Genomic DNA, 24563 nt, shown 5'->3' with positions numbered 1-24563 from the left:
CCGTCATGGCGCCGCTAGCCATAGCGGTGCCAGTCATACGCCGCCTTGGCGAACAGCACGAACAGCAGCGCCAACAGCGCCAATCCCAACCGCCAATAGGGCGACCGGCGCCGCCGCCAGGCGAAGTACATCATCACCGCCAGCGTCCCCAGCGTAAGGGGGTAATACACCGCCAGCGTCAGTAAAGCGATAATGATGTAATCCGACATGGCTCTTTCACTCCACAGTGTTCACCCCGCCGCTGATACGGGGTGCAAATGCCCTTTCTCGCTATCGCCACGTTAAGGGCTAGAGGTCTGGCGCATTTATGCATAAAATATAAGATTGCTCTTAACTCAAATTGAATAGTAATCAAACAACAAGGGTGACATGACTCAGCAGCAACCCATACAGGATGCCGTGCCGGCGCGCAGCGTTAAAAGCTCCCCATTATTATTTCAGGCCGGCGTGTTTGTCATCATCGTTGCCGCCACGCTGATCCTCTTTAACAGCTGGCAAATCTGGAACGCGCATCAGCGCGATCTGCGCAGCGCCGAGCATGAATCCGCCAACCTCGCCCGCTCGCTGGCGCAGCATGCCGACGATACTTTCATGCAGGTGGACGGCAACCTGCTCGATCTGACCGAACGTCTCCAAACCGACGGGTTGGGCCCAGCGCAGCTGACGCGGCTGCAGCGCGTCATGCAGACGCAGGTCGGCAACCTGCCGCAGCTGCACGGGCTGTTTCTCTACGATGCGCGCGGCCGCTGGCTGGCGACCTCCTCGGGCAAATTCATCAAGAACGCCAACAACGCCGATCGCGATTACTTCAAATACCATCAAAACCGCGACGGCGGCGGCCTGTACATCGGCAAGGTGATCCGCAGCCGCACCACCGGCGATCTGATCATTCCCGTTTCGCGGCGTTTCAACAACCCAGACGGCAGCTTTGGCGGCATGGTGCTGGCGACGCTGTACGTCGATTATTTCCGCCAGTTTTACGACAGCTTCGCCCTCAACACCGACGCCTCACTGAACCTGCTACTGGCGGACGGCACCATCCTTTACCGCCGCCCTTACTCGGCGGCGTCGATCGGTAAAAGCATCGCCAAGGGCGTGTTGTTCAGCGAAATTTTACCGCATTCGGAGTTCGGCAACGCCACCATCACCTCGCTGTACGACAAAGTGGAGCGCATCTACGGCTATTCGCGGGTCAACCGCTTTCCGCTGGTGATCGCCGCCGGGTTGTCGAAACGCGACGCGCTGGCGGACTGGCGCACCGACGCCGGTCTGTTCGCCGCGGGCGGCCTCTCGCTGCTGATGATCCTGTTGGCGATGGGCATGGTGCTACTGCGGCAAATCAAGCACAGCATGCAAACCGAAGCCGAGCTGATGCGCACCCGCGATCAGTTGACCAGCATCAACCAGATGCTCGAAGAGCTGGCGCTGCTGGACGGCCTGACCGGGCTGGCCAACCGCCGCCAGTTTGATATCGCGCTGAAGAACGAGCTGGCGCGGGCTTCGCGCAACTACCGCAGCGTGGCGCTGCTGATGCTGGATATCGACTATTTCAAACAGTACAACGACAGCTACGGCCACGTCGCCGGTGACCAGTGCCTGCAGCAGATCGGCCAAACGCTCAAAGGGTTGGCCTGCCGCAGCAACGACGTCCTGGCGCGCTACGGCGGCGAAGAGATGGGGATTATCCTGCCGGATACCGACGTGCAAGGCGCACTGATTTTCGCCGAGCGCGTTATCAACGCGGTGCGCGATCTGAAAATTCCGCATCAGGGCAACCCGCACGGCATCGTTACCATCAGCATCGGCATCTGCGCCAAAGTGCCGCATATGTATAACGATACGCCGATCAGCTTTATCAATGAGGCGGACAGTGCGTTGTATCAGGCCAAGAAAAAAGGCAAAAACTGCATTTACGGCGCTTAACCAATAATCGGGTCACCAAGATTTGGCGGCCCGATTTATTCGCCAGAAAAATGAAGTAGTTCCCTCACGAAACATTATTTCACTGGTTTACCCTGCACTCTGAATAAAATAACGAAAATAATAAGCAGTATATTTATTTTCATTGTAATTCAACAAGATAAAACACGCCATTCAGCAGGCAATTTGTGCCTTTTTTGATTATTCGTGCCTATGCCTCGCCTCGTTTATACCCCGTTTACTTTTCATTGGCATTGCCGGTGATACCCTTATCAGGATTATTCTATCTATCAGGAAGCCATCGCACGCTTCGGCGCATTGCGCCCTGCTGATACAGCCATAATAGAACCCACAAATTTCACGTTGTCATTGGGCGGCCTGCTGACGCCGCTCCAGCCAGCCACTGCGCAAGCCAGTGCAGCCAATCACGCGGCAACCTGAGAGGCAGGAATAAAGCGATATAGATTTGCAAGGAGATCTCATGCCTACTGGCGATATTATGCACGAACAGGCCGTCCTGACGCTGCCGTTACGACAATGGGCGGCAGCGGAAGCATCCAGCGCGGTCAGCGAACTGGAACAGGGCAAGGTGCTGTTTCTGCCCGAACTGGCCTTCACCCTGTCTGAACAGGAAATGCCGCTGCTGGATCCGACATTGGTCGACCCGAAGCGCAAAAACATCAGCTACCAACCGCTGTCCGGCAAGCTGAGCGGCGTCGCCGTCGCGGAACGCCGGCAGCAGGTTCAGCAATTGCTGGAACGCTATTACCAATCCTGCCGCCAGCTGATCGCCGGGCTGTTGCCCGAATATCAGGAGGCGCTGCACCACCCGACCGGCAGCCTGCGTTTACATCCGGTTTCCGCCTGGCGGGCGGCCAGTTCCTGGCGCAAAGACGACAGCCGGCTGCACGTTGACGCCTTCCCGTCGCGCCCGAACTACGGCGAACGCATTCTGCGCATTTTCACCAACATCAACCCGCACGGTGAGCATCGCCAATGGCGGGTCGGCGAGCCGTTCCCTGAGCTGGCGGCACGCTTTATGCCACGTCTCGCTCGCTACTCCGCTTTCGGCAGTTGGCTGCAGCACCAAGTGCGCATCACCAAAACCCGCCGCAGCCATTATGACCACCTGATGCTGCAGTTGCATGACGCCATGAAGGCCGACGGCGATTATCAGCAACGGGGGCCGCAGCTGGCGCTGACGTTCCCGCCGGGCAGCAGCTGGATTTGCTTCTCTGATCAAACGCCGCATGCCGCGATGGGCGGCCAGTTTATGCTGGAACAGACCTTCCTGCTGCCGGTGAATAAGATGCAGGATCCGCAGCGTTCACCGCTGAAAGTGCTTGAACAGCTGCGCGGTCAGCCGCTGATCTGAATGATTTGCCGCCGCCGGGGGCCGGCGGCGGCAAACGCGCATCACGCTTCGAAGTCCCCCTGTTGGCGCGCCACCAGCGTCAGAATGCTGTACAGCGCCACCGGCTGCTGTTGCTGATTCAACACCTGCACATCCCACACCACCACGCCGTGCGGGCGATCTTCGGCGGTTTTCTGCGGCTTGCGGATTTTCTTTTTGCAGGTCAACCGCACCTGAATGGTATCGCCGATCTTCACCGGCTCGATAAAGCGCAAATTTTCCATGCCGTAGTTGGCGATCACCGGCCCGACGGCGGCGTCGACAAACAGCCCGGCCGCGGCGGACACCACAAAGTAACCGTGCGCCACCCGCTCGCCGAACAGCGAGTCGGCGGCGCCGATCTTGTCCATGTGCGCGTAGAAATGGTCGCCGCTCAGGCAGGCGAAGTTGACGATATCCGCTTCGGTCACGGTGCGGCGCGCGGTCAACAGGCTGTCGCCCAGCTGCAGCTGCTCGAAGTATTTCCGGAACGGATGCACCGGATGCTCGGCGACCGGCGCGCCGCGCACCCATTCGCCGCCGATGGCCGCCAGCATCGCCGGGCTGCCCTGGATCGCCGTGCGCTGCATATAGTGTTTCACCGCGCGCAGCCCGCCCAGCTCTTCACCGCCGCCGGCGCGCCCCGGGCCGCCGTGTACCAGCATCGGCAGCGGCGAACCGTGGCCGGTGGACTCCGCCGCCGCCCGCTCATCCAAAATCAACATGCGGCCGTGGGCGCAGGCCGCCGCGCGAATGAAGCGCGTGGCCAATGCCGGATCGGCGGTCACCAGCGAGCCCGCCAGGCTGCCCTGCCCCAGCAACGCCAACGCGATCGCCTGTTCGGTATCCGCATACGGCATCAGCGTCGCCACCGGGCCGAAGGCCTCGGTGCCGTGCACCGCCTGATGGGTGAACGGATCGGCGCAATACAGCAGGGTCGGCGGATAAAACGCCCCGCCGCGCGCGCCGTCGCCCAGCACCTCCAGCTTATCCAGCGCCGCGCCACAGAGCGGTTCGCAGCCGTTGCGCAGCAGGAACTCCACCTTGCTTTGCACATCATCACGCTGCTCGTGGCTGACCAACGCCCCCATGCGCACCTGCTCCAGCTGCGGGTCGCCCACCGTCACCCCCGCCAGGCGCTGCAGCAAGGCCTGACGCACCGCCGCCACCTGCGCCGCCGGCACGATGATGCGGCGGATCGCGGTGCATTTCTGCCCCGCCTTGGCGGTCATTTCACGGCACACTTCTTTGATGAACAGCGCAAACTCCGGCATTTCCGGCGTCACGTCTTCTGCCAGCACGCAGCAGTTGAGCGAATCCGCCTCCATGGTGAACGCGATCGATTTCTCCAGCAGGCGCGGGTGTGCCCGCAGCCGCTGCCCGGTCTGCGCCGAACCGGTGAAAGTCACCGCATCCTGGTAATCCAGGTGCGCGAACATGTCGCCGACGCCGCCGCAAACCAGCTGCAGCGCCCCTTCCGGTACCAGGCCGCTGTCGACGATCAGCCTGACCATCGCCTGCGTCAGCTGCGCGGTGGCGGTGGCCGGCTTGATGATGGCCGGCATGCCCGCCAGCCAGGTCGGCGCCAGTTTCTCCAGCATGCCCCAGCACGGGAAGTTGAAGGCGTTGATGTGCAGCGCCACGCCGGGGCGTGAAGTGAGCACGTGGCGGGCGGCGAACTGCGCCTGTTTCGACAATGGGATCAGCTCGTCTTCCGGCCACAGGGTATCGTCCGGCAGATCGCGGCCGGCCATGCCGGCATAGGCGAACAGCGTGGCGATGCCGCCCTCGATATCGACCCAGCCGTCGCTGCGCGTCGCCCCGGTTTGATAGGAAATCTGATACAGCGCCTCTTTATGCGCCAGCAGGTGTTTGGCTACCGCTTTCAGCATCTGGGCGCGCTGCTGGAACGTCATGTGCGCCAGCGCCGGGCCGCCGCGGCTGCGGGCATAGTCCAGGCTCGCCGCCAACGGCAGGCCGTCGGTGCAGACCTGGTACAGCGCTTCGCCGGTCACCGCGTGGCGGATTTCGCGCGCCTCTCCCTGCCCGTACACCCAGGCGCCAGAAAGATAACTGTGTAACTGCTGCATGTGCCCTCCGAAATTCATAAATTTTCACCATACAGCTTAATTACGTATCATATAAATGCCAGTCGAGGCCAAATCAAATTTTAACAAAAAGAGAACAAAAGGCGTTTTCAGACCGCTTAACCTGCCATAAACAAGGAATTAATCACTTTATTTATCAAATAAAATCAAATAAATAACAAAACCAATTGTGAGTGGCCTCGCAAAACCACATTAATTACGTTTGATCTTTTTGTTATCAGTTTGTAGCCTTATGGTTAGTTAAAGTGATTCACATTTTTATGTTTAATGTGAAAAACACGAATCACCAAGAGGCAAGCATGACAACTGACGCACAGTATCAGCAGCATTTCGACGACAAGATCGCGGCGGATATCGCCATTGAGGCCAAAGACTGGATGCCGGACGCCTACCGTCAGAACCTGATTAGGCAGATTGGCCAACACGCCCACTCGGAAGTCATCGGCATGCTGCCGGAAGCCAACTGGCTGACGCGCGCCCCCACGCTGCGCCGCAAAGCGGTGCTGCTGGCCAAAGTGCAAGATGAGGCCGGCCACGGTCTGTACCTCTACAGCGCCGCCGAAACCCTCGGCTGTTCGCGCCAGGACATCTACCAAAAGATGCTCGACGGCAAGATGAAGTACTCCTCTATCTTCAATTACCCCACGCTCAACTGGGCGGATATCGGCGTGATCGGCTGGCTGGTCGACGGCGCCGCCATCGTCAACCAGGTGGCGCTGTGCCGCGCGTCCTACGGCCCCTATGCGCGGGCGATGGTGAAGATCTGCAAAGAGGAAAGCTTCCATCAGCGCCAGGGCTACGAGGCGGTAATGGCGATGGCCAACGGCAGCGACACGCAGCGCGCCATGCTGCAGGACGCCATCGATCGCTTCTGGTGGCCGGTGCTGATGATGTTCGGCCCGAGCGACGCCGACTCCCCCCACAGCGCCCAGAGCATGGCGTGGAAGATCAAACGCCACAGCAACGATGAGCTGCGGCAGAAGTTCGTCGACAACACCGTGCCGCAACTTGAAGCGCTCGGCATGACGGCGCCGGATCCGGAGCTGCGCTGGGACGCCGCCGCGGGCCACTATCGCTTCGGCGAAATCGACTGGAGCGAGCTGCATGAGGTGATCAAAGGGCGCGGCCAATGCAACCACGAACGCCTGCAGGCCAAACGCCGCGCCTGGGAAGACGGCGCCTGGGTGCGCGACGGCGCCATGGCCCACGTAGCGAAAAACGCCGCCTCCGCCGCATAGCCAACATAAGGAACCGAGATCATGAGCCACGTTGAATGGCCGCTGTATGAAGTGTTTATCCGCAGCAAACAAGGGCTGGCGCATCGCCACGTCGGCAGCCTGCACGCCGCCGACGACCAAATGGCGCTGGAAAACGCCCGCGACGCCTACACGCGCCGCAACGAAGGTTGCTCGATCTGGGTGGTGCAATCGCGCCATCTGATCGCCTCGCAGCCGGAAGATCGCGGCGCGTTCTTCGATCCGTCCGAAGACAAGATCTACCGTCATCCGACGTTTTACACCATTCCCGACGGCATCAAGAACATGTAGAGGCGACCATGACGGTTAACGATCCGCGCATCAGCTATTTACTCCGCCAGGGCGACACGCCACTGATCCTCGCCCAGCGCCTGTGCGCCTGGTGCGGCCACGCGCCCGAGTTGGAAATCGATCTGGCGCTGGCCAACATCGGGCTCGATCTGCTCGGCCAGGCGCGCAACTTCCTGGGCTACGCCGCGGAACTGGCCGGCCCGCCCTGCAGCGAAGACAGCCTGGCCTTCGGGCGCGACGAGCGCCAGTTTCATAACCTGCTGTTGGCGGAGCAGCCGAACGGCGGTTTCAACGACACGCTGGTGCGTCAGTTTCTGCTTGATGTCTACCACGTACAGCTGCACCAGGCGCTGAGCCGCAGCCGCGATGCGCAGATTGCCGCCATCGCCGCCAAATCGTTGAAGGAGGCCGATTACCACCTGCGCTTCAGCCACGGCTGGATGATCCGCCTGGGCGACGGCAACGACGTCAGCCACCGCAAGATCCAGCAATCGCTGGATAACCTGTGGCGGTTCACCGCCGAGCTGTTCCACGCCGACGCGCTGGAGCTGGAACTGGCGGAACAAGGCATCGCCGTCGATCCCCGCGAACTGCAGGCCCCCTGGCAAGCGCAGGTGGAAGAGACGCTGCGCCAGGCGACGCTGTTGCCGCCTGCCGAGCAGGCGTTCCGGCACGGCGGCAAGCAAGGCCGGCACAGCGAACACCTCGGCCCGCTGCTGGCGGAGATGCAGTTCCTGCAGCGCGCCTATCCAAACGGGCAATGGTAGGAGGCCGCGATGAACGTCACCCGTTTGCAACCCGCCGAAATTCCGCAGATTTGGCACTGCCTGCAGCAGATCAGCGATCCCGAACTGCCGGTGCTGTCGATCACCGATCTGGGCATGGTGCGCGACGTGGCGCGCGACGGCGCTGGCTGGCGCGTGACCTTCACTCCAACCTATTCCGGCTGCCCGGCCACCGAATTTCTGCTCAACGCCATCGAGCAGCGGCTGGCGGCCGCCGGCTTCAGCCCGGTGCAGGTGGACATTCGCCTCAGCCCGGCCTGGACCACCGACTGGATGAACGCCGACGCCCGCGAACGGCTGCGGCAATACGGCGTAGCGCCACCGCAGGGGCACACCTGCGATCGGCCGCACGCCCACGGCCCGGTAGCCTGCCCGCGCTGCGGCAGCACCCACAGCGAGAAGATCAGCGAGTTCGGCTCCACCGCCTGTAAAGCGCTGTACCGCTGCTGCGACTGCCGGGAACCGTTCGATTATTTCAAATGCATATAGGAGCGCTGACACCATGACGGTCTTTCATCGCCTGAACGTCGCCGCCATCGAGCGCGAAACGCCGGACGCCGTAGCCATCACCCTGCGGGTGCCCGAAGAGCTGCAAAACCAATACCGCTATACCCCCGGCCAGCACCTGACGCTCAAGGCGTTGGTCAACGGCGAAGAGTTGCGGCGTTGCTATTCCATCTGCAGTTCACCGCAGGAAGGCCTGCTGCAGATCGGCGTGAAGGCGATTGATCAGGGGCGCTTCTCCGGCTTCGTCAACCGCATGCTGAAAGTCGGCGACGCGCTGGAGGTGATGGTGCCGCAGGGGCGCTTCGGCTACCAGCCGCAGGCAGAGCGCCACGGCAACTACCTGGCGATCGCCGCCGGCTCCGGCATCACGCCGATGCTGTCGATCATCAAGGCGACGCTGCTGCTCGAACCGGGCAGCAGCTTCACCCTGATCTACGGCAACCGCAACAGCCGTTCGATGATGTTCAAAGAGGCGCTGTCGGACCTGAAAAACCGCTACCCGCAGCGTTTTCAGCAGCTGTACCTGTTCAGCCAGGAAAGTCTCGACAGCCCGCTGCTCAGCGGCCGTATCGACCGCGAACGCCTGACGGCGATCGGCGGCGCGCTGCTGGATTTCCGCGACTATGACCACGCCTTTATCTGCGGGCCGGAATCGATGATGAACGACGCGCAAACCGTGCTGGAACAGGCCGGCGTCCCGGCCAACCACATCCACAGCGAGCGCTTCAACACCAGCGGTTTGGCCGCCCGCCCGCGCCACAGCGGCGATCGCAACGCCACCCGGGTGGCGATCCTGCTCGACGGCCGCCGGTTAGATATCGAGATCGGCGAACAGGACGACAGCATTCTCGACGCCGCGCTGCGCCAGGGCGCCGACCTGCCCTACGCCTGCAAAGGCGGCGTCTGCGCCACCTGCAAATGCCGTCTGAAGGCCGGCCAGGTGGAGATGGGCGTCAACTACAGCCTGGAGCCGGATCAGCTGGCTGCGGGCTACGTATTGAGCTGCCAGTCGTGGCCGAAAGGCGACGGCGTGGTATTGGACTTCGACGTCTAGGAGCCGCGATGGACACCCCCTTTATTTTACATCAGCAGCAGCACCGCGTGGTCACGCTGACGCTGCATCGCCCGGAGGCGCGCAACGCCCTGAGCACGCCGTGCCTGGAACAGCTGGTTGCTCGGCTGGAGCAGGCCGACGCCGACAGCGGCGTGGGCGCCGTGGTGATCGCCGGTGCGGCGCGCTTCTTCGCCGCCGGCGCCGATCTGCGCGAACTGCAACAGCAGGATCTGCCGGCCGCGCTGGTGGATCGCCGTCCACAGCTGTGGCAGCGTCTGGCGCAGTTCAGCAAGCCGCTGCTGGCGGCGGTGAATGGTTATGCCCTGGGCGCCGGCTGCGAGCTGGCGCTGGCCTGCGACATCGTCATCGGCGGCGAAAGCGCCCGCTTCGGCCTGCCGGAGATCACCCTCGGCCTGATGCCGGGCGCCGGGGGCACCCAGCGCCTGATCCGCTGCGTCGGCAAGTCGCGCGCCAGCCAGATGGTGCTGACCGGCGAGCCCATCGACGCCCGCACCGCGCTGCAGGCCGGTCTTATCAGCGAAGTGTGCGTCGATGCCCTGACGCTGGAACGCACGCAGCAGATTGCCGAACGCATCAGCCGTCAGGCGCCGCTGGCGCTGCGCGCCGCCAAACAGGCGCTGAAACAGGCCGAGGAAACCGGCCTCAGCCAGGGGCTGGCGATGGAGCGTCAGCAGTTCGTCACCCTGGCCGCCACCGACGATCGCCGCGAAGGCATCGCCGCCTTTTTCGAAAAACGTACGCCAAACTATCAGGGGCGCTGATTTATGGATAACGCATTGATTCTCAGCCATCTCGACGCCGGGGTGTTGACGCTGACCCTCAACCGGCCGGATCGGCTCAACAGCTTTAACGACGAGATGCATCGCCAGCTGAGCGAAGCGCTGACGCAAGCCGAGCGCGATGACAGCGTGCGCTGCCTGCTGATCGCCGGCGCCGGGCGCGGTTTCTGCGCCGGGCAGGATCTCAACGATCGCAACGTCAGCGCCGATCAACAGGCGCCGGATCTCGGTCTGTCGGTCGAACGTTTCTACAACCCCCTGATCCGTCGCCTGACCGCCCTGCCGAAGCCGGTGGTGTGCGCGGTCAACGGCGTGGCGGCCGGCGCCGGCGCCGCGCTGGCCCTGGCGTGCGATATCGTCATCGCCGCTGACAATGCCAGCTTCATTCAGTCGTTCTGCCGTCTGGGGCTGGTGCCTGACTCCGGCGGCAGCTGGTTCCTGCCGCGGCTGGCCGGCCACGCCCGCGCGATGGGCATGGCCATGCTGGGTGACAAAATCAGCGCCCAACAGGCGCTGGCGTGGGGCATGATCTGGCAGGTGGTGCCGGCGGATGAATTGGCCGACCGCACGCAAACGCTGGCGCGCCATCTGGCTACCCAGCCGACCTACGGCCTGGGGCTGATCAAGAAAGCCCTCTACAGCTCGGCCACCAACAGCCTCGATCAGCAGCTCGATCTGGAGCGCGATCTGCAACGCCTGGGCGGCCGCAGCGACGACTATCGCGAAGGCGTCAGCGCGTTCTTTGCCAAACGCACGCCCAACTTCAGCGGGAAATAGCCATGAACGCGCCCCTTCTTAACGGCCAGGTGGCGGTGATCGGCGCCGGCACCATGGGCATCGGCATCGCCCAGGTGGCCGCCGCCGCCGGCCACCCGGTGCGGCTGTTCGATATCGCGCCCGCCGCCGCCCAGCGCGCGATCGACGATCTCGCTCGCCGCCTGCGCCGGCGGGTAGACGGCGGCAAGGCCGACGCCGCGCCCACCGAAGCGCTGCTGGCGCGCCTCGAACGCGCCGACTCGCTCGAGCAGCTGGCCGACTGCACGCTGGTGATTGAAGCGGTGGCGGAAAATTTGGCGATTAAGCAGAGCCTGTTCCGCGATCTGGAGGCGATCTGCTCGCCCACGACGCTGTTCGTAAGCAATACCTCTTCGCTGTCGATCACCGCCATCGCCGGCGCACTGCAACACCCGCAGCGCATGGCCGGGCTACACTTCTTCAACCCAGCGCCGCTGATGAAACTGGTGGAGATTGTCAGCGGTCTGGAGACCGGTACCGAGACCCTCGCCGCGCTGCAGGCCTTGGCGCAGCGCTGGGGTAAGCAAAGCGTCGTATGCCGCTCGACGCCCGGATTTATCGTCAACCGCGTGGCGCGGCCGTTCTATGCCGAAACCCTGCGCGCGCTGGAGGAACAGGTGGCCGACGCCGCCACGCTGGACGCGGTATTGCGCGACGCCGGCGGTTTCGCCATGGGCCCGCTGCAGTTGACCGATCTGATCGGCCAGGACGTCAATTACGCCGTGACCGAATCGGTGTATCAGGCCTTCTATCAGGATCCGCGCTTCACGCCCTCACTGGTGCAGCAGGAGCTGGTGGCGGCCGGGCGCCTCGGCCGCAAGTCCGGCCGCGGTTTCTACCGCTACGACGCACCGCGATCCGCCGCCGCGATCGCCTTTGCGCCTCCGGCGCAGGCCGCATTGCCGCAACGCGTTACGCTGCACGGCGACTGGTCTTCGCTGGCCGATTTGGCGGAACTGTTGATCGAAAATGCGGGGGCGATCAAACAACCCGGCCAGACCAGCCCGCACGTCACGATCGACGACGTTACACTGATGTTAACCAATGGTAAAACAGCCGGCCAGCTGGCCGACGAACGTGGAACGCCCGTGGTGCTGTTCGATCTCTGTGCCGACTATGCGCACGCCTCCGCCATCGCCATCAGCTGCGCGGCGCAAAACGATGCGCAACACAATGCCAAAGCGATTCGCCTGTTGCAGTCCCTCGGCAAGCAGGTCATTCAACTGCCGGATTACCCCGGCCTGCTGACGATGCGCACCCTGGCCATGCTGGCCAACGAAGCGCTCGACGTGGTGAACAAAGGCGTCGCCAGCGCCGAAGATACCGATCTGGCGATGCTGCGCGGCGTCAACTATCCGCGCGGCCCGCTGGCCTGGGGCGCCGCGCTCGGCTGGCGCCACATTCTGGCGACGCTGGAAAACCTGCAACGCTATTACGGCGAAGCGCGCTATCGCCCAATGCCGCTGCTGCGCCGCTACGCTTCCCCCGCCTCTTTCTCAGGAGCCGAACGATGAACGCCAATACGCCGCGCGCGCTGGCTCAGCGCTGCGCCGAACAGATGTTCCAGCAAGATACCTGCGCTCAGGCGATGGGAATGCACATCGACGCCGTCGACGCCGGATACGCTCAGGTCAGCATGACCGTCGGCCCGCAGATGCTCAACGGCCACCAGACCTGCCACGGCGGCCAGCTGTTCAGCCTGGCGGACACCGCCTTCGCCTACGCCTGCAACAGCCAGGGGTTGGCGGCGGTGGCCTCCGGCTGCAGCATCGACTTCGTCCGCCCGGCGCTGGCCGGCGACCGCCTCACCGCCAGCGCGGAGATGCGCCATCAGGGCAAAGCCACCGGGCTGTATGACGTCGAGATCGTTAACCAACTGGGCAAAACCGTCGCCTGGTTCCGCGGCCGCGCGCACCGCCTCGGCCACAGCATTTTAGGAGATCAGGCATGAATCAGGCATTTATCTGCGACGGCGTGCGCACCCCGATCGGCCGCTATGGCGGCGCGCTGGCCCAGGTGCGCGCCGACGACCTCGCCGCCCTGCCGCTACGCGTGCTGTTGGAACGCCATCCGCAGGTAGATTGGGCGCAGCTGGACGACGTGATCCTCGGCTGCGCCAACCAGGCCGGGGAAGACAACCGCAACCTGGCGCGTATGGCGCTGCTGCTGGCCGGATTGCCGGTCGGCGTTTCCGGCACCACGGTAAACCGCCTGTGCGGTTCAGGCCTGGATGCGCTGGCGATGGCGGCGCGCAGCATCAAGGCCGGCGACGCCGGGCTGCTGCTGGCGGGCGGCGCGGAATCGATGACCCGTGCGCCGCTGGTGATGGGCAAGGCCGACAGCGCCTTCAGCCGCCAGGCGCAGCTGTACGACACCACCCTCGGCTGGCGCTTCGTCAATCCGCGGATGCAGGCCGAGTTCGGCACCGATTCGATGCCGGAGACCGCCGAAAACGTCGCGGCGCAGTTCAACATCAGCCGCGCCGATCAGGACGCCTTTGCGCTGCGCAGCCAGCAGCGCGCCGCCCGGGCGCAGGCGCTGGGCCACCTGGCGCAGGAGATAGCCCCGGTCAGCCTCAGCGGCAAAAAAGGCGCGGTGACGCTGTTTAGCCAGGATGAACACCCGCGCCCCGACACCACCCTCGATCAGCTGCAGGCGCTGAAAACCCCGTTCCGTCAGCCCGGCAGCGTCACCGCCGGCAACGCCTCGGGCCTGAACGACGGTGCGGCGGCGCTGATCGTCGCCTCCGAAGCGATGGCGGCGCGCCAGGGGCTGACACCGCGCGCGCGCATCGTTGCCACCGCCACCTGCGGCGTGGAGCCGCGGCTGATGGGCATCGGCCCGCTGCCGGCCACCCGCAAGGTGCTGGAGATCGCCGGGCTGAGCCTGGCGCAAATGGACGTTATCGAACTGAACGAAGCGTTCGCCGCCCAGGCGCTGGCGGTGATGCGCCAGCTTGGCCTGCCGGACGATGCCCCGCAGGTCAACCCCAACGGCGGCGCGATCGCTCTGGGGCATCCGCTGGGTATGAGCGGCGCGCGCCTGGCGCTGGCCGCCCTGTTTGAACTGGAACGGCGAGCCGGCCGCTACGCGCTTTGCACCATGTGCATCGGCGTCGGCCAAGGCATCGCCATGATCATTGAGCGTGTCTGACCCCTGAGGCTAACCATGACAATAAATCCACAGCCCCTCGAAACGATCGAATTCGCCTCGCGCGATGAGATTGAAGCGTTGCAGTTGGCGCGTCTGAAGTGGACGCTGCACCACGCGTACGACAATGTGCCGATGTACAAACGCAAATTCGACCAGGCCGGCGTACACCCCGACGATCTTAAGCAGCTGAGCGATCTGGCGCGCTTCCCCTACACCACCAAGCAGGATCTGCGCGACAACTACCCGTTCGACACCTTCGCGGTGCCGATGGAACAGGTGGTGCGCATCCACGCCTCCTCGGGCACCACCGGCCGCCCGACGGTGGTGGGTTACACCCAGCGCGACATCGATAACTGGGCCGATATCGTCGCCCGCTGCCTGCGCGCCGGCGGCGCCACCGCCAAAGACAAGGTGCACGTCGCCTACGGTTACGGCCTGTTCACCGGCGGCCTGGGCGCGCACTACGGCGCGGAGCGGCTCGGCGCGACGGTGATCCCGATGTCCGGCGGCCAAACGGAACGCCAGGCGCAGCTGATCCTCGATTTCAAACCCGACATCATCATGGTGACGCCGTCCTATTGCCTGACGCTGATCGACGAGCTGGAACGCAAGATGGGCGGCGACGCGCGCGGCTGCTCGCTGCGGCTCGGCGTGTTCGGCGCCGAACCCTGGACCGAAGCCCTGCGCCACGAAATCGAAACCCGCATGGGCATCAAGGCTCTGGACATTTACGGCCTGTCGGAAGTGATGGGGCCGGGCGTGGCGATGGAGTGCCTGGAAAGCGGCGGCGGCCCCACCATTTGGGAAGACCACTTCCTGCCGGAGATCATCTGCCCGGAAACCGGCGTCGCCCTGCCGGACGGCGAGCACGGCGAACTGGTGTTCACCACCCTGACCAAAGAGGCGCTGCCGGTGATCCGCTACCGCACCCGCGATCTCACCCGGCTGCTGCCGGGCGACGCGCGCCAGATGCGCCGCATGGGCAAGATCACCGGCCGCTCCGACGACATGCTGATCATCCGCGGCGTCAACGTCTTCCCGTCGCAGGTGGAAGAGCAGATCATGCAGTTCGAGCAGCTGTCGCCGCACTACCAGCTGCAGGTCAGCCGCAGCGGGCACCTGGACACGCTGGCGGTGCGCGTCGAACTGAAAGAATCGGCGCTCAGCCTCAGCCACCAGCAGCGTTGCGACATCTGCCACCAGTTGCGCCACCACATCAAATCGATCGTGGGCGTCAGCACCGACGTCAGCATCGCCAACTGCGGCGATATTCCGCGCTCGGAAGGCAAAGCGCAGCGCGTGGTCGATTTGCGGCCACGCTGAGGCGCACGGCGTCACGGATGACGCCGCCTTAAATTATGGTAATGTTATGGCTCATCGAAGGCTAACCCATGGAAAAATATGGAACATAAACTGGATGAGTTCATTCGCCATGCCGTCGACGCGCAGCCGATCAGCGGCACCTCGCTGATCATTTCGCTGTACGGCGACGCGCTCAGCCACCGCGGCGGCGAAGTGTGGCTCGGCAGCCTGAGCGCGCTGCTGGAGGCCTTCGGCTTCGGCGATCGCTTCGTGCGCACCTCGGTGTTCCGCCTGCAAAAAGAAGGGTGGCTGGCGGTGGAGAAAATAGGCCGCCGCAGCTTCTACCGCGTGACCGAGCAAGGGATGCGCCAGTTCCGCCACGCCGAATCGAAAATCTATTTGCGCGAGCAGCCTGCCTGGGACGGCAAGTGGGAGCTTTTGCTGCTGGAAAGCGCCGAAAAAAACGCGCGTGCGCGGCTGAAAAAAGAGCTGGGCTGGCTCGGGTTCGGGCAAATCGCCAGCAACCTGATGGCCGCTCCCACCCATGCGCAAACCGACGTGACGGCGCTGCTCGGCGAGCTGAACGCCAGCGAGCAGGTGATTTACTTCCGCGCCGATTATCCCTACAACCGCTCTGAGCAAACCCTGCAGAAATTGGTGGCCGACTGCTGGTCGCTAAGCGAGGTGGCGGCCGGCTATCACGAGTTTATCGTCTCCTTCCGGCCGCTGATGGCGCTGCTGCGCGAAGTCGATCCGGCGGCGCTGACGCCGCTGCGCTGTTTCCAGATTAAGCTATTATTGATTCACTTCTTCCGTCGCGTGGTGTTGAAAGATCCGCTGCTGCCGGACGCGCTGCTGCCCGCGCAGTGGGAGGGCCAGATCGCCCGCAACCTGTGCATCAATCTTTATCAGCAGGTCGACCGCGCCGCGACGGAGTACGTCAGCGCGCTGGCGGAAACCACCATCGGTGCCCTGCCCGCGCCGGCCGCCGGCTACTATCGGCGCTTCGGCGGCCTGCCGCGCGACCCTACATATTAAGGAACTCACGCTATGCCTGTATATCAGATTGACGGCCTGACGCCGGTCGTTGACCCCAGCAGTTACGTGCACCCGACGGCGGTGCTGATCGGCGACGTGATCGTCGGCAAACACGTGTACATCGGCCCGAACGCCAGCCTGCGCGGCGATTTTGGCCGCCTGGTGATCTGCGACGGCGCCAACATTCAGGACAACTGCGTGATGCACGGCTTCCCGCAGCAGGACACGGTGGTGGAAGAAGACGGCCATATCGGCCACGGCGCCATCCTGCACGGCTGCCGCATTCGCCGCAATGCGATGGTGGGCATGAACGCGGTGGTGATGGACGGCGCGGAGATCGGCGAGAACACCATCGTTGGCGCGATGGCGTTCGTCAAAGCCGCGGCGACTCTCGAAGCCAACAAGCTGGTGGTCGGCAGCCCGGCGCGCGTGTTGCGCGATCTGACCGAGCAAGAACTGGCCTGGAAGATCGCCGGCACCCGCGAATATCAGGATCTGGTTCAGCGCTGCAAATCCTCGCTGCGCGAAGTGGCGCCGCTGACCGAAATCGAACCGGGCCGCCAGCGCCTGAGCTTCGGCGACCACCTGATCCCGAAAAGCCAGCTGTAATCCCGGGGCTGAGGCGCGCCTCAGCCCCTCTCCCGCATTACTCCACCTCCGGCGCCTTGAACGGCGACGACGCCGCTGCGCGGCGGCTTTGGAAGCGGTAGGCCGCCACCAGCAGCAAGGTGATCGGAATACCGAACCACAGCGTCATGCGGAAGAATTCGGTAAACGCGGTCGAGATCATCAGCGCCGCCATCAGCCCGGCGCCCAGCAAGGTGGTATAGGGGAACCCCCACATGCGGAATTTCAGGTGGGTCTGCCGATGCCGGCGGCGGAAGAACAGATGGGTGACGAAAATCATCAGCCAGGTAAAGCAGGCGCCATACACCGAAATGGACATCATGGCGGCGAACGAGGTTTCCGGCGCCACCAGGCTCAGCACGATAGACACCACGATGCCGATGCACGACATCGCCAGCGCATTGACCGGAATGCCGCGCCGGCTGACGCGCCCCAACGCCGCCGGCGCCTGCCCGGCACGCGACAGCGAGAACATCATGCGGGTGGTGATATACAGCTGGCTGTTCATCGCCGACAGCGCCGCCACCAGCACGATAAAGTTGAAAATACCGGCGGCGGCGGGCAGATGGATGACGTTCATCGCCATCAGGAACGGGCTTTCGCCGGTGCCGGACTGGCGCCAGGGCACGATGGCCAGCATCAGGGCGATCGACAGCATGTAGAAGATGAACAGCCGCACGAGGGTGCCCTTGAACGCCGCCTTCACCGCAATCACCGGATTTTTCGCCTCGCCGGCGGCCACCGCGATCATTTCAATGCTCAGGTAGCTGAAGATGGACACGATCGTTGCGAACCACATGCCCTTGACGCCAAACGGCATGAAGCCGCCGGCGGTCAGGTTGCGCAGGCCGTAGGCCGGGTTGCCCGAGAACGCCAGCATGCCGAGACCGATCAGAATGAACGCCACGATCGCCGTCACTTTGACGGTGGACAGCGCGTATTCCACCTGGCCGAACGACTTCACGCCGATCACATTGACGACGATCACCGCCGCCGAGAACAGCAGCACCCACGGCCAGGTCGGCGTCGCCGGGAACCAGAACTGCATGTACATGCCGATGGCGGTAACTTCGGTGCCCACCGCCAGCACCACGCAAGACCAGTAGGAATAACGCACCAGAAAACCGAACAGCGGGCCGAGATAGAATTCGGCGTAGTCGCCGAACGAGCCGGGCGTCGGATGTTCGGAGGTCATTTCCGCCAGGCACCCCATCAACAGCAGCGCAATAACGCCGCCGATCAGGTAGCTCAGCAATACCGCCGGCCCCGCCATCTGAATGGCGTAGGCACTACCGAGAAACAGCCCGGTGCCGATAGCGCCGCCGATCGCCAGCATCGACATCTGCCCGGCGGTAAGATGCTTGTTCAACCCGCCCTGACGGCGGGCGATATGCTCAAAATCATTCATCTGTGGCATGGCTGGGTTCCCGGGCGAAGTTAGACGGTACGGGTGACGTCGAGAATGGCGGCGGTCACGTAGTCGATATTGCCGGGGTTGAGCCCCGGCAGGCACATGCGGCCAGGCGAAAATCATTCTGCCGGTCGTAATAGAGGCCAATGCCTAAATTCACTTTTTGCGGATTGGGATCCTGCAAATAGACTCCCATCAGCGATGGAACAGAATCGGCCGCGGAAGGTGCAATCTGTTTAAACATGACGCATCCTTAACTCGTTATTGAATTAATATGAAGGCAGACTTAATGAGAAATTAAATCAGGCGATGGCGCTGACGGTAATTTCTATTTTCATCCCCGGCACCACCAATTTATCGACAATAACCGTGGAGCGATTGGGATAAGGATAATTAAAGTATTTCCGGTAAATATCATCGAGCAATTTAACGTCGTTAACGTCGGTGAGATAAACCATTACCTGCAGCACCTTATCGCTGTGGCTGCCCGCCGCCTTCAGCGTCTGGGCCAGGTTGTCGAAGGTTAGCGCAATCTGTTGCTCAGGCGCGCCGGTCTCGATGCTGCCGTCCGCCCGCACCGGGCCGTGGGCGGTAAACAGCATGCCGCCGCCCCGGGTAGCCCAGGAAAAAGGCTGGCCGATCTCCGGCAGCCCGGTTTCTACGATCTCGCGCATGTCAGTGGTTCCCGTGGTGGTCAAGTTGGCGAAGCAGCGCGCCGTCGGCGGCGAACAACGCATCCAGAATGGTGAAATGATTGGCGCCGGGCACCGCGACCAGATCGGCCGGCAGCCCGCCTTGGCGCAGCGCCGCGTGATAGTGCTGCGACTGGCCGATCAGTTCCGGCAGCTCATCAGCGCCGTAATACAACGTGAGCGGCTTACTGCGCGCCGGCAGCCGGCGCGCCGGGCTGAGCGTTTCAATCTGCCGCGCGGTCAGCTGCAGCGCCCGGTTGACATAGCTCTCTTGCAGCGGCGCCAGTTCGAACAGGCCGCTGACGGGAAAGACCGCATCCACCAACGCATGCCGCTGCCAAAACGCCGCAAGATGCCCGCCGGCGGAATGGCCGCAAAGATGCACCGGATGGGCATAGTGCGGCGGCAGACGACGCTGAATGGCATCAAGCGCCGCCCCCACCTGGCGGCAAATGGCGTCAAGATTAACCGCCGGCGCCAGCGCATATTCCACCAGCACCACGTCAAAACCCAACGCCAACGGCCCGGCGGCGATAAAGGCGAAATCCGCCTTATCGCAGCATTGCCAATAGCCGCCGTGAATAAAAATTAACGTGCCCTGGTGCTGCTTTGCAGAATAAAGCCAATCAAACGTCTCGCGTTCGCTTTCGCCATACGCAATATTCTTTTCATGCTTAGCCTGATGATAAATAGCCGCACTGCGGGTCTGAAATGAAGCCAAAATAGCGTCTTCACTATCCACCGCAGCGCCGTTGTCATAGCTCCCCGCAAGTAGTTTCATATATTAAACTTCGTTTATTATTTAAGATATAAATTAACTATTAGCACCGGCAACATTATTGTCAAGATGGGCGCATCAGCAATGCGCGCCCGGTAAAATAAAATGAGACAGGCGGCGAAAAAGTTTAACCCATGAAACTTTTCGCGCTTATTTTCCCCGCCCGTCCGGCTGAATTTGCGGCAATGCGCTGAGCCGTTCAAACGCATAATCCCAAAAGGCGCGCACCTTGAGCGGCATGCGCTGCGCCTGCTGCGCCACCAGCTGTACCGGCATCGGCAACGGTTCATGGTCCGCCAGCAGCCGCACCAGCGTGCCGGCGGCCAGATCGTCCGCCACCTGATACGAGAGCAGCCGGGCGATGCCCTTGCCGGCGCGCACCGCCAGCAGCTGCGCCTCCACGTCGTTGAGCAACAGCCGGGGAGCCAAGCGCACGCGCTCGCCGTTTTCCTGCGGGCCGAAGCGCCATTCGCGCAGCGACGGCCGCTGGGTGCCGACGATGGTGGCGTGCTCCGCCAGCTGCGCCGGCGAGCGCGGCTCGCCGCAGCGCGCCAGGTAAGCCGGGCTGGCGACCGTCACCCGGCTGACCTGCCCCAGCCGCCGCGCCACGCGCGAAGAGTCCTGCAGATGACCGATGCGCACCGCGATATCCAATCCTTCGTCAATCAGATCGAGATTGCGATCGTTCAACACCATTTCGATCTGCATCTGCGGGTAGTCATCGAGAAACGCCATCACCACCGGCGCCACGTAGCGGCGGCCGAACTGCACCGGCGAGGTGACGCGCAGCAAGCCGCTCAGCTGCGCTTCAGTGGTATCCTGCACCACCGCCTGATAATCCTGCAGCAGCTGTTGCGCGCGCTCCAGCAGGCGCACGCCCGCCTCGGTAGGCGCCAGCCGCCGGGTGGTGCGCTCCACCAGCCGGGTGCCGAAACGCTGTTCCAGCGCGGCGATCGCCCGGGTGATCGCCGGCGCCGAGCGCCGCAGTTTGCGCCCAGCGGCCGCCAGGCTGCCCTGCTGCACCACCGCCACGAAGATGGCCAACTCGTCTAATCGATCCATAGACTCTTCCGAAAAATGAAATTATCAATTTCCACATTGCCGGATTCCGCTCATTCGCCGCAAGAGTATGCTGAAAAAAAACAGTGAGGAGAAACGCCATGTCCACCATCACCCTCTACGGCACCCCGCTTTCCGGCCACGTTCACCGCGTGGCGTTGCTGCTGCGCATGCTGGCGCTGCCCTATGAATGGGTAGAAGCCTCGGCGGAAGTACGCCAGAGCGCGGCCTTTCGCCGGCTCAACCCGTTCGGCCAGATCCCGGTCTTGCAGGACGGCGATCTGACGCTGGCCGACAGCAACGCCATTCTGGTCTATCTGGTGAAGCGCTATGCGCCGAACAGCCACTGGCTGCCGGAACAGCCGGCGGCGGCGGCGCGAGTGCAGGCCTGGCTTTCCAAAGCCGCCGGTGAAGTGCGCTACGGCCCGGCCTCCTGCCGGCTGATCGCCCAGTTCGCGGTGCCGGAGGATTATCAGGCGGCGCGGGCAATCAGCGATCGTTTTCTGCCGCAGATGGAGCAGCACCTGAGCGAGCGCGACTATCTGGCCGGCGAACAGGCGACCATCGCCGATCTGGCCTGCTATAGCTATGTGGCGGTCGCGGCCGAAGGCGGCATTTCGCTGGCGCCTTACCCCGCCATACGCCGCTGGGTGGCGAGCATCGCGGCGCTTCCCGGCTTCTTCGCCATGCCGGCTCTGCCGGAACCGGCGGCGAGCTGACGCCATGATCTCGCAGCGGTTCCACCCCGATGAGCTGCGCGCGCAAACGCTGGCCGGTTTCGATCGCGTGGGCGGCGGCATCTACCCCGCGATGCCGGATCAGCACCGCGCGTTTTTCGCCGCACTGCCCTACCTGTTCGTCGCCACGCTGGACGACCAGGGCTGGCCCATCGCCACCCTGTTCAGCGGCCCGCCCGGGTTTTTACGCACGCCGGACGACACGCACCTGCGCATCAGCGCGCCGCGCCGCAGCGACGATCCCGCCCAGGCGCTGTTGCTGCCCGGCAAACCGGTCGGCGCGCTCGGGCTCGACTTCAGCAACCGGCGGCGCAACCGCGCCAACGGCACCGTCGGCCGCACCGACAAAAACCGGGTGGAGATCGTCGTTCACCAAAGCTTCGGCAACTGCCCGCAGTACATTCAGCGCCGCGAACTCTACCCGGTGGAGAGCCGACCACAGCCGGTTGAGCATTTAGCTTCGCTCGATGCGGCGGCGCAGGCGCTGATCCGCACCGCGGACACCAGCTTCGTCGCCAGCGGCGCGCACCTGGAACTGGCGCAGGGCGGCGTCGATATTTCCCATCGCGGCGGCCGCCCCGGCTTTATCCATCTGGCAGGCGACACGCTGTGGATGCCGGACTTTCGCGGCAACCGCTATATGAATACGCTGGGCAACCTGCTGGCCGAACCACGGGCGGCGCTGCTGTTCATCGATTTTGAGCGCGGCGACGTGCTGCATCTGCAGGGAAAAACGCAGATCCTCTGGCAGGCGGAAGGACATCCCGGCGTTGAAGGGGCGGAACGCTATTGGCGGTTTGACGTTCACCGCGCCTGGCGTTTTGCGGCGGCGCTGCCGTGGCGGGGACGCGATCTGGAATATTCGCCGGCAACGCTGGCGACCGGGGTGTGGCACCGCTGAAATGAAAAGCCCCGCTGCGGCGGGGCTAAATCGGAAGATTACAGGCTGTGTTCGGCCGCCGATGCGGCCTGATAAAGCTGACGAAAATAACGCAACCGCGCAAAGAACAGGCGGCTTTGCTGTTCCGACATATTGCCGGCCACCTGCCCGGCGTCAATCTGCCGCCCTTGCCATTCCATCAGGGCGATGCTCGACGCCAAAAAATCCATTTCGCTGCCGTAGGCCGCGAGATGTCTGTCCACTGATTTCATCATTCGCACACTCCTTTTAATCACATCGAAAAGGGTCATATGCCTGCTCTTTCAGTATCGGCCCGGCGGCGGATATTTTTTGTACAGAAGGTGCGCATGAAGAAAACGCTCATCTTGTCGCCGCTACGGCAAACGGCGGCGGCAAAGTTTGCTAGGGTAAAGGGTAGCCGTATGGGATAGACCATTCTGTTGAACTCAGCAAAGGAAGAGACCAATGAGCACCAGCATTAGCGCTACCCTCAAGGATCCCACGCTGTTCCGCGAGGCCAATTACATCGACGGGCAATGGTTGCCGGCCCAAGCAGGCCGTTCGATCGCCATTCATAATCCCGCCAACGGCGAGCTGGTCGGCCACGTGCCGGCCTTCGGCGCCGAAGAAACCGCGCGCGCCATCGCCGCCGCCAAGAAGGCTCTGCCCGCCTGGCGTGCGCTGACCGCCAAAGAACGCGCCGGCAAGCTGCGGCGGCTGTTTGAGCTGATGATGGAAAATCAGGACGATCTGGCTCGCATCATGACGGCGGAACAGGGCAAACCGCTGGCTGAAAGCCGCGGTGAGATCGCCTATGCCGCCTCCTTTATCGAATGGTTCGCCGAGGAAGGCAAGCGGGTCTACGGCGACACCATTCCGCAGCCGCAGGCCGGTCGCCGCATTATCGTGCAGAAAGAGCCGATCGGCGTGTTCGCCGCCATCACCCCGTGGAACTTCCCGGCGGCGATGATCACCCGCAAAGCCGGCCCCGGCTGGGCGGCGGGCTGTACCGGAGTGATCCGCCCCGCCAGCCAGACGCCGTTCTCGGCGCTGGCGATCGCAGTGCTGGCGGAGCGCGCCGGGCTGCCCGCCGGGGTGTGCAACGTGATCACCGGCCCCAGCAAGGGCATCGGCGGCGAACTCACCGCCAACCCGGATGTGCGTAAACTCTCCTTCACCGGCAGCACCGAAGTCGGCGCGCAGCTGCTGGCCCAGTGCGCGCCCACCATCAAGAAAACCAGCATGGAGCTGGGCGGCAACGCGCCGTTTATCGTGTTCGACGACGCCGATCTGGACGCCGCCGTGGCCGGCGCGGTCGCCTCGAAATACCGCAACGCCGGCCAGACCTGCGTCTGCACCAACCGTTTTCTGGTGCAGGACGGCGTATACGACGCCTTCGCCGCCAAACTGAAAGCCGCCGTCGCCAAGCTGAAAGTCGGCAACGGGCTGGATGAGGGCGTCACCATCGGCCCGCTGATTAACCCGGACGCAGTGGAGAAAGTGCGCGAGCATATCGCCGACGCCGTCGAACACGGCGCATCGGTGCTGCTGGGCGGCAAGCCTGACGCGCTGGGCGGCAATTTCTTCACCCCGACCATCCTGACCGACGTGCCGCGCACGGCGAAAATCTTCCGCGAGGAGACGTTCGGCCCGGTGGCGCCCCTGATCCGCTTCAACCACGAGGCCGACGCCGTCGAACTGGCCAACGACACGCCGTTCGGCCTGGCCGCTTACTTCTACAGCCGCGACATCGGCCGGGTGATGCGCGTGGCCGAAGCGCTGGAGTACGGCATCGTCGGCATCAACGAAGGGCTGATCTCCACCGAGGTGGCGCCGTTCGGCGGCATGAAGCACTCAGGTTTGGGGCGCGAAGGCTCAAAATACGGCATCGAAGACTATCTCGAAATCAAATACCTGTGCCTTGGCGGTTTGGGCGCCTGATGCAATGGGCTCCCG

Annotated in this window: 26 protein-coding genes; 18 read left to right on the top strand and 8 right to left on the bottom strand. The window is 63.4% G+C overall.

The features are described 5' to 3' along the window. Positions 1 to 14 precede the first annotated feature (14 nt). Positions 15 to 209, bottom strand: coding sequence for a hypothetical protein (locus tag ACF8MC_RS00560; protein WP_004935157.1), 195 nt, complete (start codon positions 207 to 209; stop codon positions 15 to 17). Between the two features lie 160 nt (positions 210 to 369). Here ACF8MC_RS00560 and ACF8MC_RS00555 point away from each other — a divergent pair, with 160 nt between their 5' ends. Further along, positions 370 to 1923 carry a sensor domain-containing diguanylate cyclase gene (locus ACF8MC_RS00555; protein WP_164104861.1) on the top strand — a complete coding sequence of 518 codons (1554 nt, stop codon included), beginning with the start codon at positions 370 to 372 and terminating at the stop codon, positions 1921 to 1923. Positions 1924 to 2401: 478 nt separating this feature from the next. Continuing rightward, complete coding sequence (locus ACF8MC_RS00550; RefSeq protein WP_049234682.1) at positions 2402 to 3295, top strand: Kdo hydroxylase family protein; 894 nt, start codon at positions 2402 to 2404, stop codon at positions 3293 to 3295. 41 nt (positions 3296 to 3336) lie between these two features. Here ACF8MC_RS00550 and paaZ read toward each other — a convergent pair whose 3' ends face one another. After that, on the bottom strand, positions 3337 to 5403 hold the full coding sequence (paaZ, locus tag ACF8MC_RS00545; RefSeq protein WP_047571499.1) for a phenylacetic acid degradation bifunctional protein PaaZ: 2067 nt from the start codon (positions 5401 to 5403) through the stop codon (positions 3337 to 3339). 317 nt (positions 5404 to 5720) lie between these two features. Between paaZ and paaA the strand changes: the two genes are divergently transcribed. The 13 genes from paaA (at position 5721) to paaY (ending at position 17011) form a co-directional block, all read left to right on the top strand. Continuing rightward, positions 5721 to 6659 (top strand): 1,2-phenylacetyl-CoA epoxidase subunit PaaA, encoded by a 939-nt coding sequence (gene paaA / locus ACF8MC_RS00540; RefSeq protein WP_041035726.1) that lies wholly within the window; start codon positions 5721 to 5723, stop codon positions 6657 to 6659. Between the two features lie 21 nt (positions 6660 to 6680). Next, a complete protein-coding gene (gene paaB / locus ACF8MC_RS00535) occupies positions 6681 to 6968 on the top strand; it encodes a 1,2-phenylacetyl-CoA epoxidase subunit PaaB (protein ID WP_004935173.1) in 288 nt (95 codons plus the stop codon). An 8-nt stretch (positions 6969 to 6976) separates the two neighbouring features. Next, positions 6977 to 7735, top strand: coding sequence for a 1,2-phenylacetyl-CoA epoxidase subunit PaaC (paaC, locus tag ACF8MC_RS00530; protein ID WP_164104862.1), 759 nt, complete (start codon positions 6977 to 6979; stop codon positions 7733 to 7735). Between the two features lie 9 nt (positions 7736 to 7744). After that, complete coding sequence (gene paaD / locus ACF8MC_RS00525; protein ID WP_033653577.1) at positions 7745 to 8242, top strand: 1,2-phenylacetyl-CoA epoxidase subunit PaaD; 498 nt, start codon at positions 7745 to 7747, stop codon at positions 8240 to 8242. Positions 8243 to 8255: 13 nt separating this feature from the next. Continuing rightward, the gene (gene paaE, locus ACF8MC_RS00520; protein WP_164104863.1) at positions 8256 to 9314 is read left to right on the top strand and encodes a 1,2-phenylacetyl-CoA epoxidase subunit PaaE; all 1059 of its coding nucleotides are present in this window, start codon (positions 8256 to 8258) and stop codon (positions 9312 to 9314) included. An 8-nt stretch (positions 9315 to 9322) separates the two neighbouring features. Next, positions 9323 to 10096: a 2,3-dehydroadipyl-CoA hydratase PaaF gene (gene paaF / locus ACF8MC_RS00515; protein ID WP_164104864.1), complete on the top strand. Its 774-nt coding sequence runs from the start codon at positions 9323 to 9325 to the stop codon at positions 10094 to 10096. A 3-nt stretch (positions 10097 to 10099) separates the two neighbouring features. After that, positions 10100 to 10891, top strand: coding sequence for a 2-(1,2-epoxy-1,2-dihydrophenyl)acetyl-CoA isomerase PaaG (gene paaG / locus ACF8MC_RS00510; RefSeq protein ID WP_033635102.1), 792 nt, complete (start codon positions 10100 to 10102; stop codon positions 10889 to 10891). A 2-nt stretch (positions 10892 to 10893) separates the two neighbouring features. Next, complete coding sequence (locus ACF8MC_RS00505) at positions 10894 to 12423, top strand: 3-hydroxyacyl-CoA dehydrogenase (RefSeq protein ID WP_164104865.1); 1530 nt, start codon at positions 10894 to 10896, stop codon at positions 12421 to 12423. Then, a complete protein-coding gene (gene paaI, locus ACF8MC_RS00500; RefSeq protein WP_060419004.1) occupies positions 12420 to 12860 on the top strand; it encodes a hydroxyphenylacetyl-CoA thioesterase PaaI in 441 nt (146 codons plus the stop codon). The genes ACF8MC_RS00505 and paaI overlap by 4 nt, the downstream gene beginning before the upstream one ends. Further along, positions 12857 to 14062, top strand: coding sequence for a 3-oxoadipyl-CoA thiolase (pcaF, locus tag ACF8MC_RS00495; RefSeq protein ID WP_164104866.1), 1206 nt, complete (start codon positions 12857 to 12859; stop codon positions 14060 to 14062). Before paaI ends, pcaF begins: the two co-directional genes overlap by 4 nt. A 15-nt stretch (positions 14063 to 14077) precedes the next feature. Beyond that, complete coding sequence (paaK, locus tag ACF8MC_RS00490; protein WP_033635108.1) at positions 14078 to 15385, top strand: phenylacetate--CoA ligase PaaK; 1308 nt, start codon at positions 14078 to 14080, stop codon at positions 15383 to 15385. Between the two features lie 78 nt (positions 15386 to 15463). Beyond that, positions 15464 to 16402 (top strand): phenylacetic acid degradation operon negative regulatory protein PaaX, encoded by a 939-nt coding sequence (gene paaX / locus ACF8MC_RS00485; protein ID WP_033647864.1) that lies wholly within the window; start codon positions 15464 to 15466, stop codon positions 16400 to 16402. Positions 16403 to 16414: 12 nt separating this feature from the next. Continuing rightward, positions 16415 to 17011 carry a phenylacetic acid degradation protein PaaY gene (gene paaY, locus ACF8MC_RS00480; RefSeq protein WP_033635110.1) on the top strand — a complete coding sequence of 199 codons (597 nt, stop codon included), beginning with the start codon at positions 16415 to 16417 and terminating at the stop codon, positions 17009 to 17011. A gap of 37 nt (positions 17012 to 17048) precedes the next feature. On the opposite strand, the gene ACF8MC_RS00475 is transcribed toward paaY, so the two are convergent. The 5 genes from ACF8MC_RS00475 to ACF8MC_RS00455 form a co-directional block, all read right to left on the bottom strand. After that, positions 17049 to 18446, bottom strand: a complete 1398-nt coding sequence (locus tag ACF8MC_RS00475) for an amino acid permease (RefSeq protein WP_164104867.1) — start codon at positions 18444 to 18446, stop codon at positions 17049 to 17051. A 55-nt stretch (positions 18447 to 18501) separates the two neighbouring features. Continuing rightward, the gene (locus ACF8MC_RS00470; protein ID WP_239506335.1) at positions 18502 to 18684 is read right to left on the bottom strand and encodes a hypothetical protein; all 183 of its coding nucleotides are present in this window, start codon (positions 18682 to 18684) and stop codon (positions 18502 to 18504) included. A 58-nt stretch (positions 18685 to 18742) separates the two neighbouring features. Then, positions 18743 to 19114 (bottom strand): RidA family protein, encoded by a 372-nt coding sequence (locus ACF8MC_RS00465; protein WP_033653570.1) that lies wholly within the window; start codon positions 19112 to 19114, stop codon positions 18743 to 18745. 1 nt (position 19115) lies between these two features. Beyond that, positions 19116 to 19913, bottom strand: a complete 798-nt coding sequence (locus ACF8MC_RS00460) for an alpha/beta hydrolase (protein WP_164104868.1) — start codon at positions 19911 to 19913, stop codon at positions 19116 to 19118. 147 nt (positions 19914 to 20060) lie between these two features. Continuing rightward, positions 20061 to 20972 carry a LysR family transcriptional regulator gene (locus tag ACF8MC_RS00455; protein WP_103772243.1) on the bottom strand — a complete coding sequence of 304 codons (912 nt, stop codon included), beginning with the start codon at positions 20970 to 20972 and terminating at the stop codon, positions 20061 to 20063. Positions 20973 to 21070: 98 nt separating this feature from the next. Here ACF8MC_RS00455 and ACF8MC_RS00450 point away from each other — a divergent pair, with 98 nt between their 5' ends. Both ACF8MC_RS00450 and ACF8MC_RS00445 read left to right on the top strand, forming a co-directional pair. Next, positions 21071 to 21688, top strand: coding sequence for a glutathione S-transferase family protein (locus ACF8MC_RS00450; RefSeq protein ID WP_033653568.1), 618 nt, complete (start codon positions 21071 to 21073; stop codon positions 21686 to 21688). Between the two features lie 4 nt (positions 21689 to 21692). Then, positions 21693 to 22607, top strand: a complete 915-nt coding sequence (locus tag ACF8MC_RS00445; protein ID WP_103772242.1) for a pyridoxamine 5'-phosphate oxidase family protein — start codon at positions 21693 to 21695, stop codon at positions 22605 to 22607. Positions 22608 to 22645: 38 nt separating this feature from the next. Here ACF8MC_RS00445 and ACF8MC_RS00440 read toward each other — a convergent pair whose 3' ends face one another. Next, entirely contained in the window at positions 22646 to 22861 is a 216-nt protein-coding gene (locus ACF8MC_RS00440) for a glycogen synthase (protein WP_033647872.1), read from the bottom strand. A gap of 211 nt (positions 22862 to 23072) precedes the next feature. On the opposite strand from ACF8MC_RS00440, the gene gabD reads away from it, so the two are divergent. Further along, positions 23073 to 24548 carry an NADP-dependent succinate-semialdehyde dehydrogenase gene (gene gabD / locus ACF8MC_RS00435; RefSeq protein ID WP_039565356.1) on the top strand — a complete coding sequence of 492 codons (1476 nt, stop codon included), beginning with the start codon at positions 23073 to 23075 and terminating at the stop codon, positions 24546 to 24548. Positions 24549 to 24563 lie beyond the last annotated feature (15 nt).

It is taken from the genome of Serratia sp. LACPHL-BACT-2024-00286 (assembly GCF_043109535.1).
Lineage (GTDB): Bacteria > Pseudomonadota > Gammaproteobacteria > Enterobacterales > Enterobacteriaceae > Serratia > Serratia sarumanii.
This window is presented reverse-complemented; position numbering and strand designations above follow the sequence as displayed.

Coding starts and splice junctions, on each gene's coding strand:
- ACF8MC_RS00560 (WP_004935157.1), bottom strand. CDS start 209: ATGTCGGATTACATCATTATCGCTTTACTGACGCTGGCGGTGTATTAC.
- ACF8MC_RS00555 (WP_164104861.1), top strand. CDS start 370: ATGACTCAGCAGCAACCCATACAGGATGCCGTGCCGGCGCGCAGCGTT.
- ACF8MC_RS00550 (WP_049234682.1), top strand. CDS start 2,402: ATGCCTACTGGCGATATTATGCACGAACAGGCCGTCCTGACGCTGCCG.
- paaZ (WP_047571499.1), bottom strand. CDS start 5,403: ATGCAGCAGTTACACAGTTATCTTTCTGGCGCCTGGGTGTACGGGCAG.
- paaA (WP_041035726.1), top strand. CDS start 5,721: ATGACAACTGACGCACAGTATCAGCAGCATTTCGACGACAAGATCGCG.
- paaB (WP_004935173.1), top strand. CDS start 6,681: ATGAGCCACGTTGAATGGCCGCTGTATGAAGTGTTTATCCGCAGCAAA.
- paaC (WP_164104862.1), top strand. CDS start 6,977: ATGACGGTTAACGATCCGCGCATCAGCTATTTACTCCGCCAGGGCGAC.
- paaD (WP_033653577.1), top strand. CDS start 7,745: ATGAACGTCACCCGTTTGCAACCCGCCGAAATTCCGCAGATTTGGCAC.
- paaE (WP_164104863.1), top strand. CDS start 8,256: ATGACGGTCTTTCATCGCCTGAACGTCGCCGCCATCGAGCGCGAAACG.
- paaF (WP_164104864.1), top strand. CDS start 9,323: ATGGACACCCCCTTTATTTTACATCAGCAGCAGCACCGCGTGGTCACG.
- paaG (WP_033635102.1), top strand. CDS start 10,100: ATGGATAACGCATTGATTCTCAGCCATCTCGACGCCGGGGTGTTGACG.
- ACF8MC_RS00505 (WP_164104865.1), top strand. CDS start 10,894: ATGAACGCGCCCCTTCTTAACGGCCAGGTGGCGGTGATCGGCGCCGGC.
- paaI (WP_060419004.1), top strand. CDS start 12,420: ATGAACGCCAATACGCCGCGCGCGCTGGCTCAGCGCTGCGCCGAACAG.
- pcaF (WP_164104866.1), top strand. CDS start 12,857: ATGAATCAGGCATTTATCTGCGACGGCGTGCGCACCCCGATCGGCCGC.
- paaK (WP_033635108.1), top strand. CDS start 14,078: ATGACAATAAATCCACAGCCCCTCGAAACGATCGAATTCGCCTCGCGC.
- paaX (WP_033647864.1), top strand. CDS start 15,464: ATGGAACATAAACTGGATGAGTTCATTCGCCATGCCGTCGACGCGCAG.
- paaY (WP_033635110.1), top strand. CDS start 16,415: ATGCCTGTATATCAGATTGACGGCCTGACGCCGGTCGTTGACCCCAGC.
- ACF8MC_RS00475 (WP_164104867.1), bottom strand. CDS start 18,446: ATGCCACAGATGAATGATTTTGAGCATATCGCCCGCCGTCAGGGCGGG.
- ACF8MC_RS00470 (WP_239506335.1), bottom strand. CDS start 18,684: ATGTTTAAACAGATTGCACCTTCCGCGGCCGATTCTGTTCCATCGCTG.
- ACF8MC_RS00465 (WP_033653570.1), bottom strand. CDS start 19,114: ATGCGCGAGATCGTAGAAACCGGGCTGCCGGAGATCGGCCAGCCTTTT.
- ACF8MC_RS00460 (WP_164104868.1), bottom strand. CDS start 19,913: ATGAAACTACTTGCGGGGAGCTATGACAACGGCGCTGCGGTGGATAGT.
- ACF8MC_RS00455 (WP_103772243.1), bottom strand. CDS start 20,972: ATGGATCGATTAGACGAGTTGGCCATCTTCGTGGCGGTGGTGCAGCAG.
- ACF8MC_RS00450 (WP_033653568.1), top strand. CDS start 21,071: ATGTCCACCATCACCCTCTACGGCACCCCGCTTTCCGGCCACGTTCAC.
- ACF8MC_RS00445 (WP_103772242.1), top strand. CDS start 21,693: ATGATCTCGCAGCGGTTCCACCCCGATGAGCTGCGCGCGCAAACGCTG.
- ACF8MC_RS00440 (WP_033647872.1), bottom strand. CDS start 22,861: ATGATGAAATCAGTGGACAGACATCTCGCGGCCTACGGCAGCGAAATG.
- gabD (WP_039565356.1), top strand. CDS start 23,073: ATGAGCACCAGCATTAGCGCTACCCTCAAGGATCCCACGCTGTTCCGC.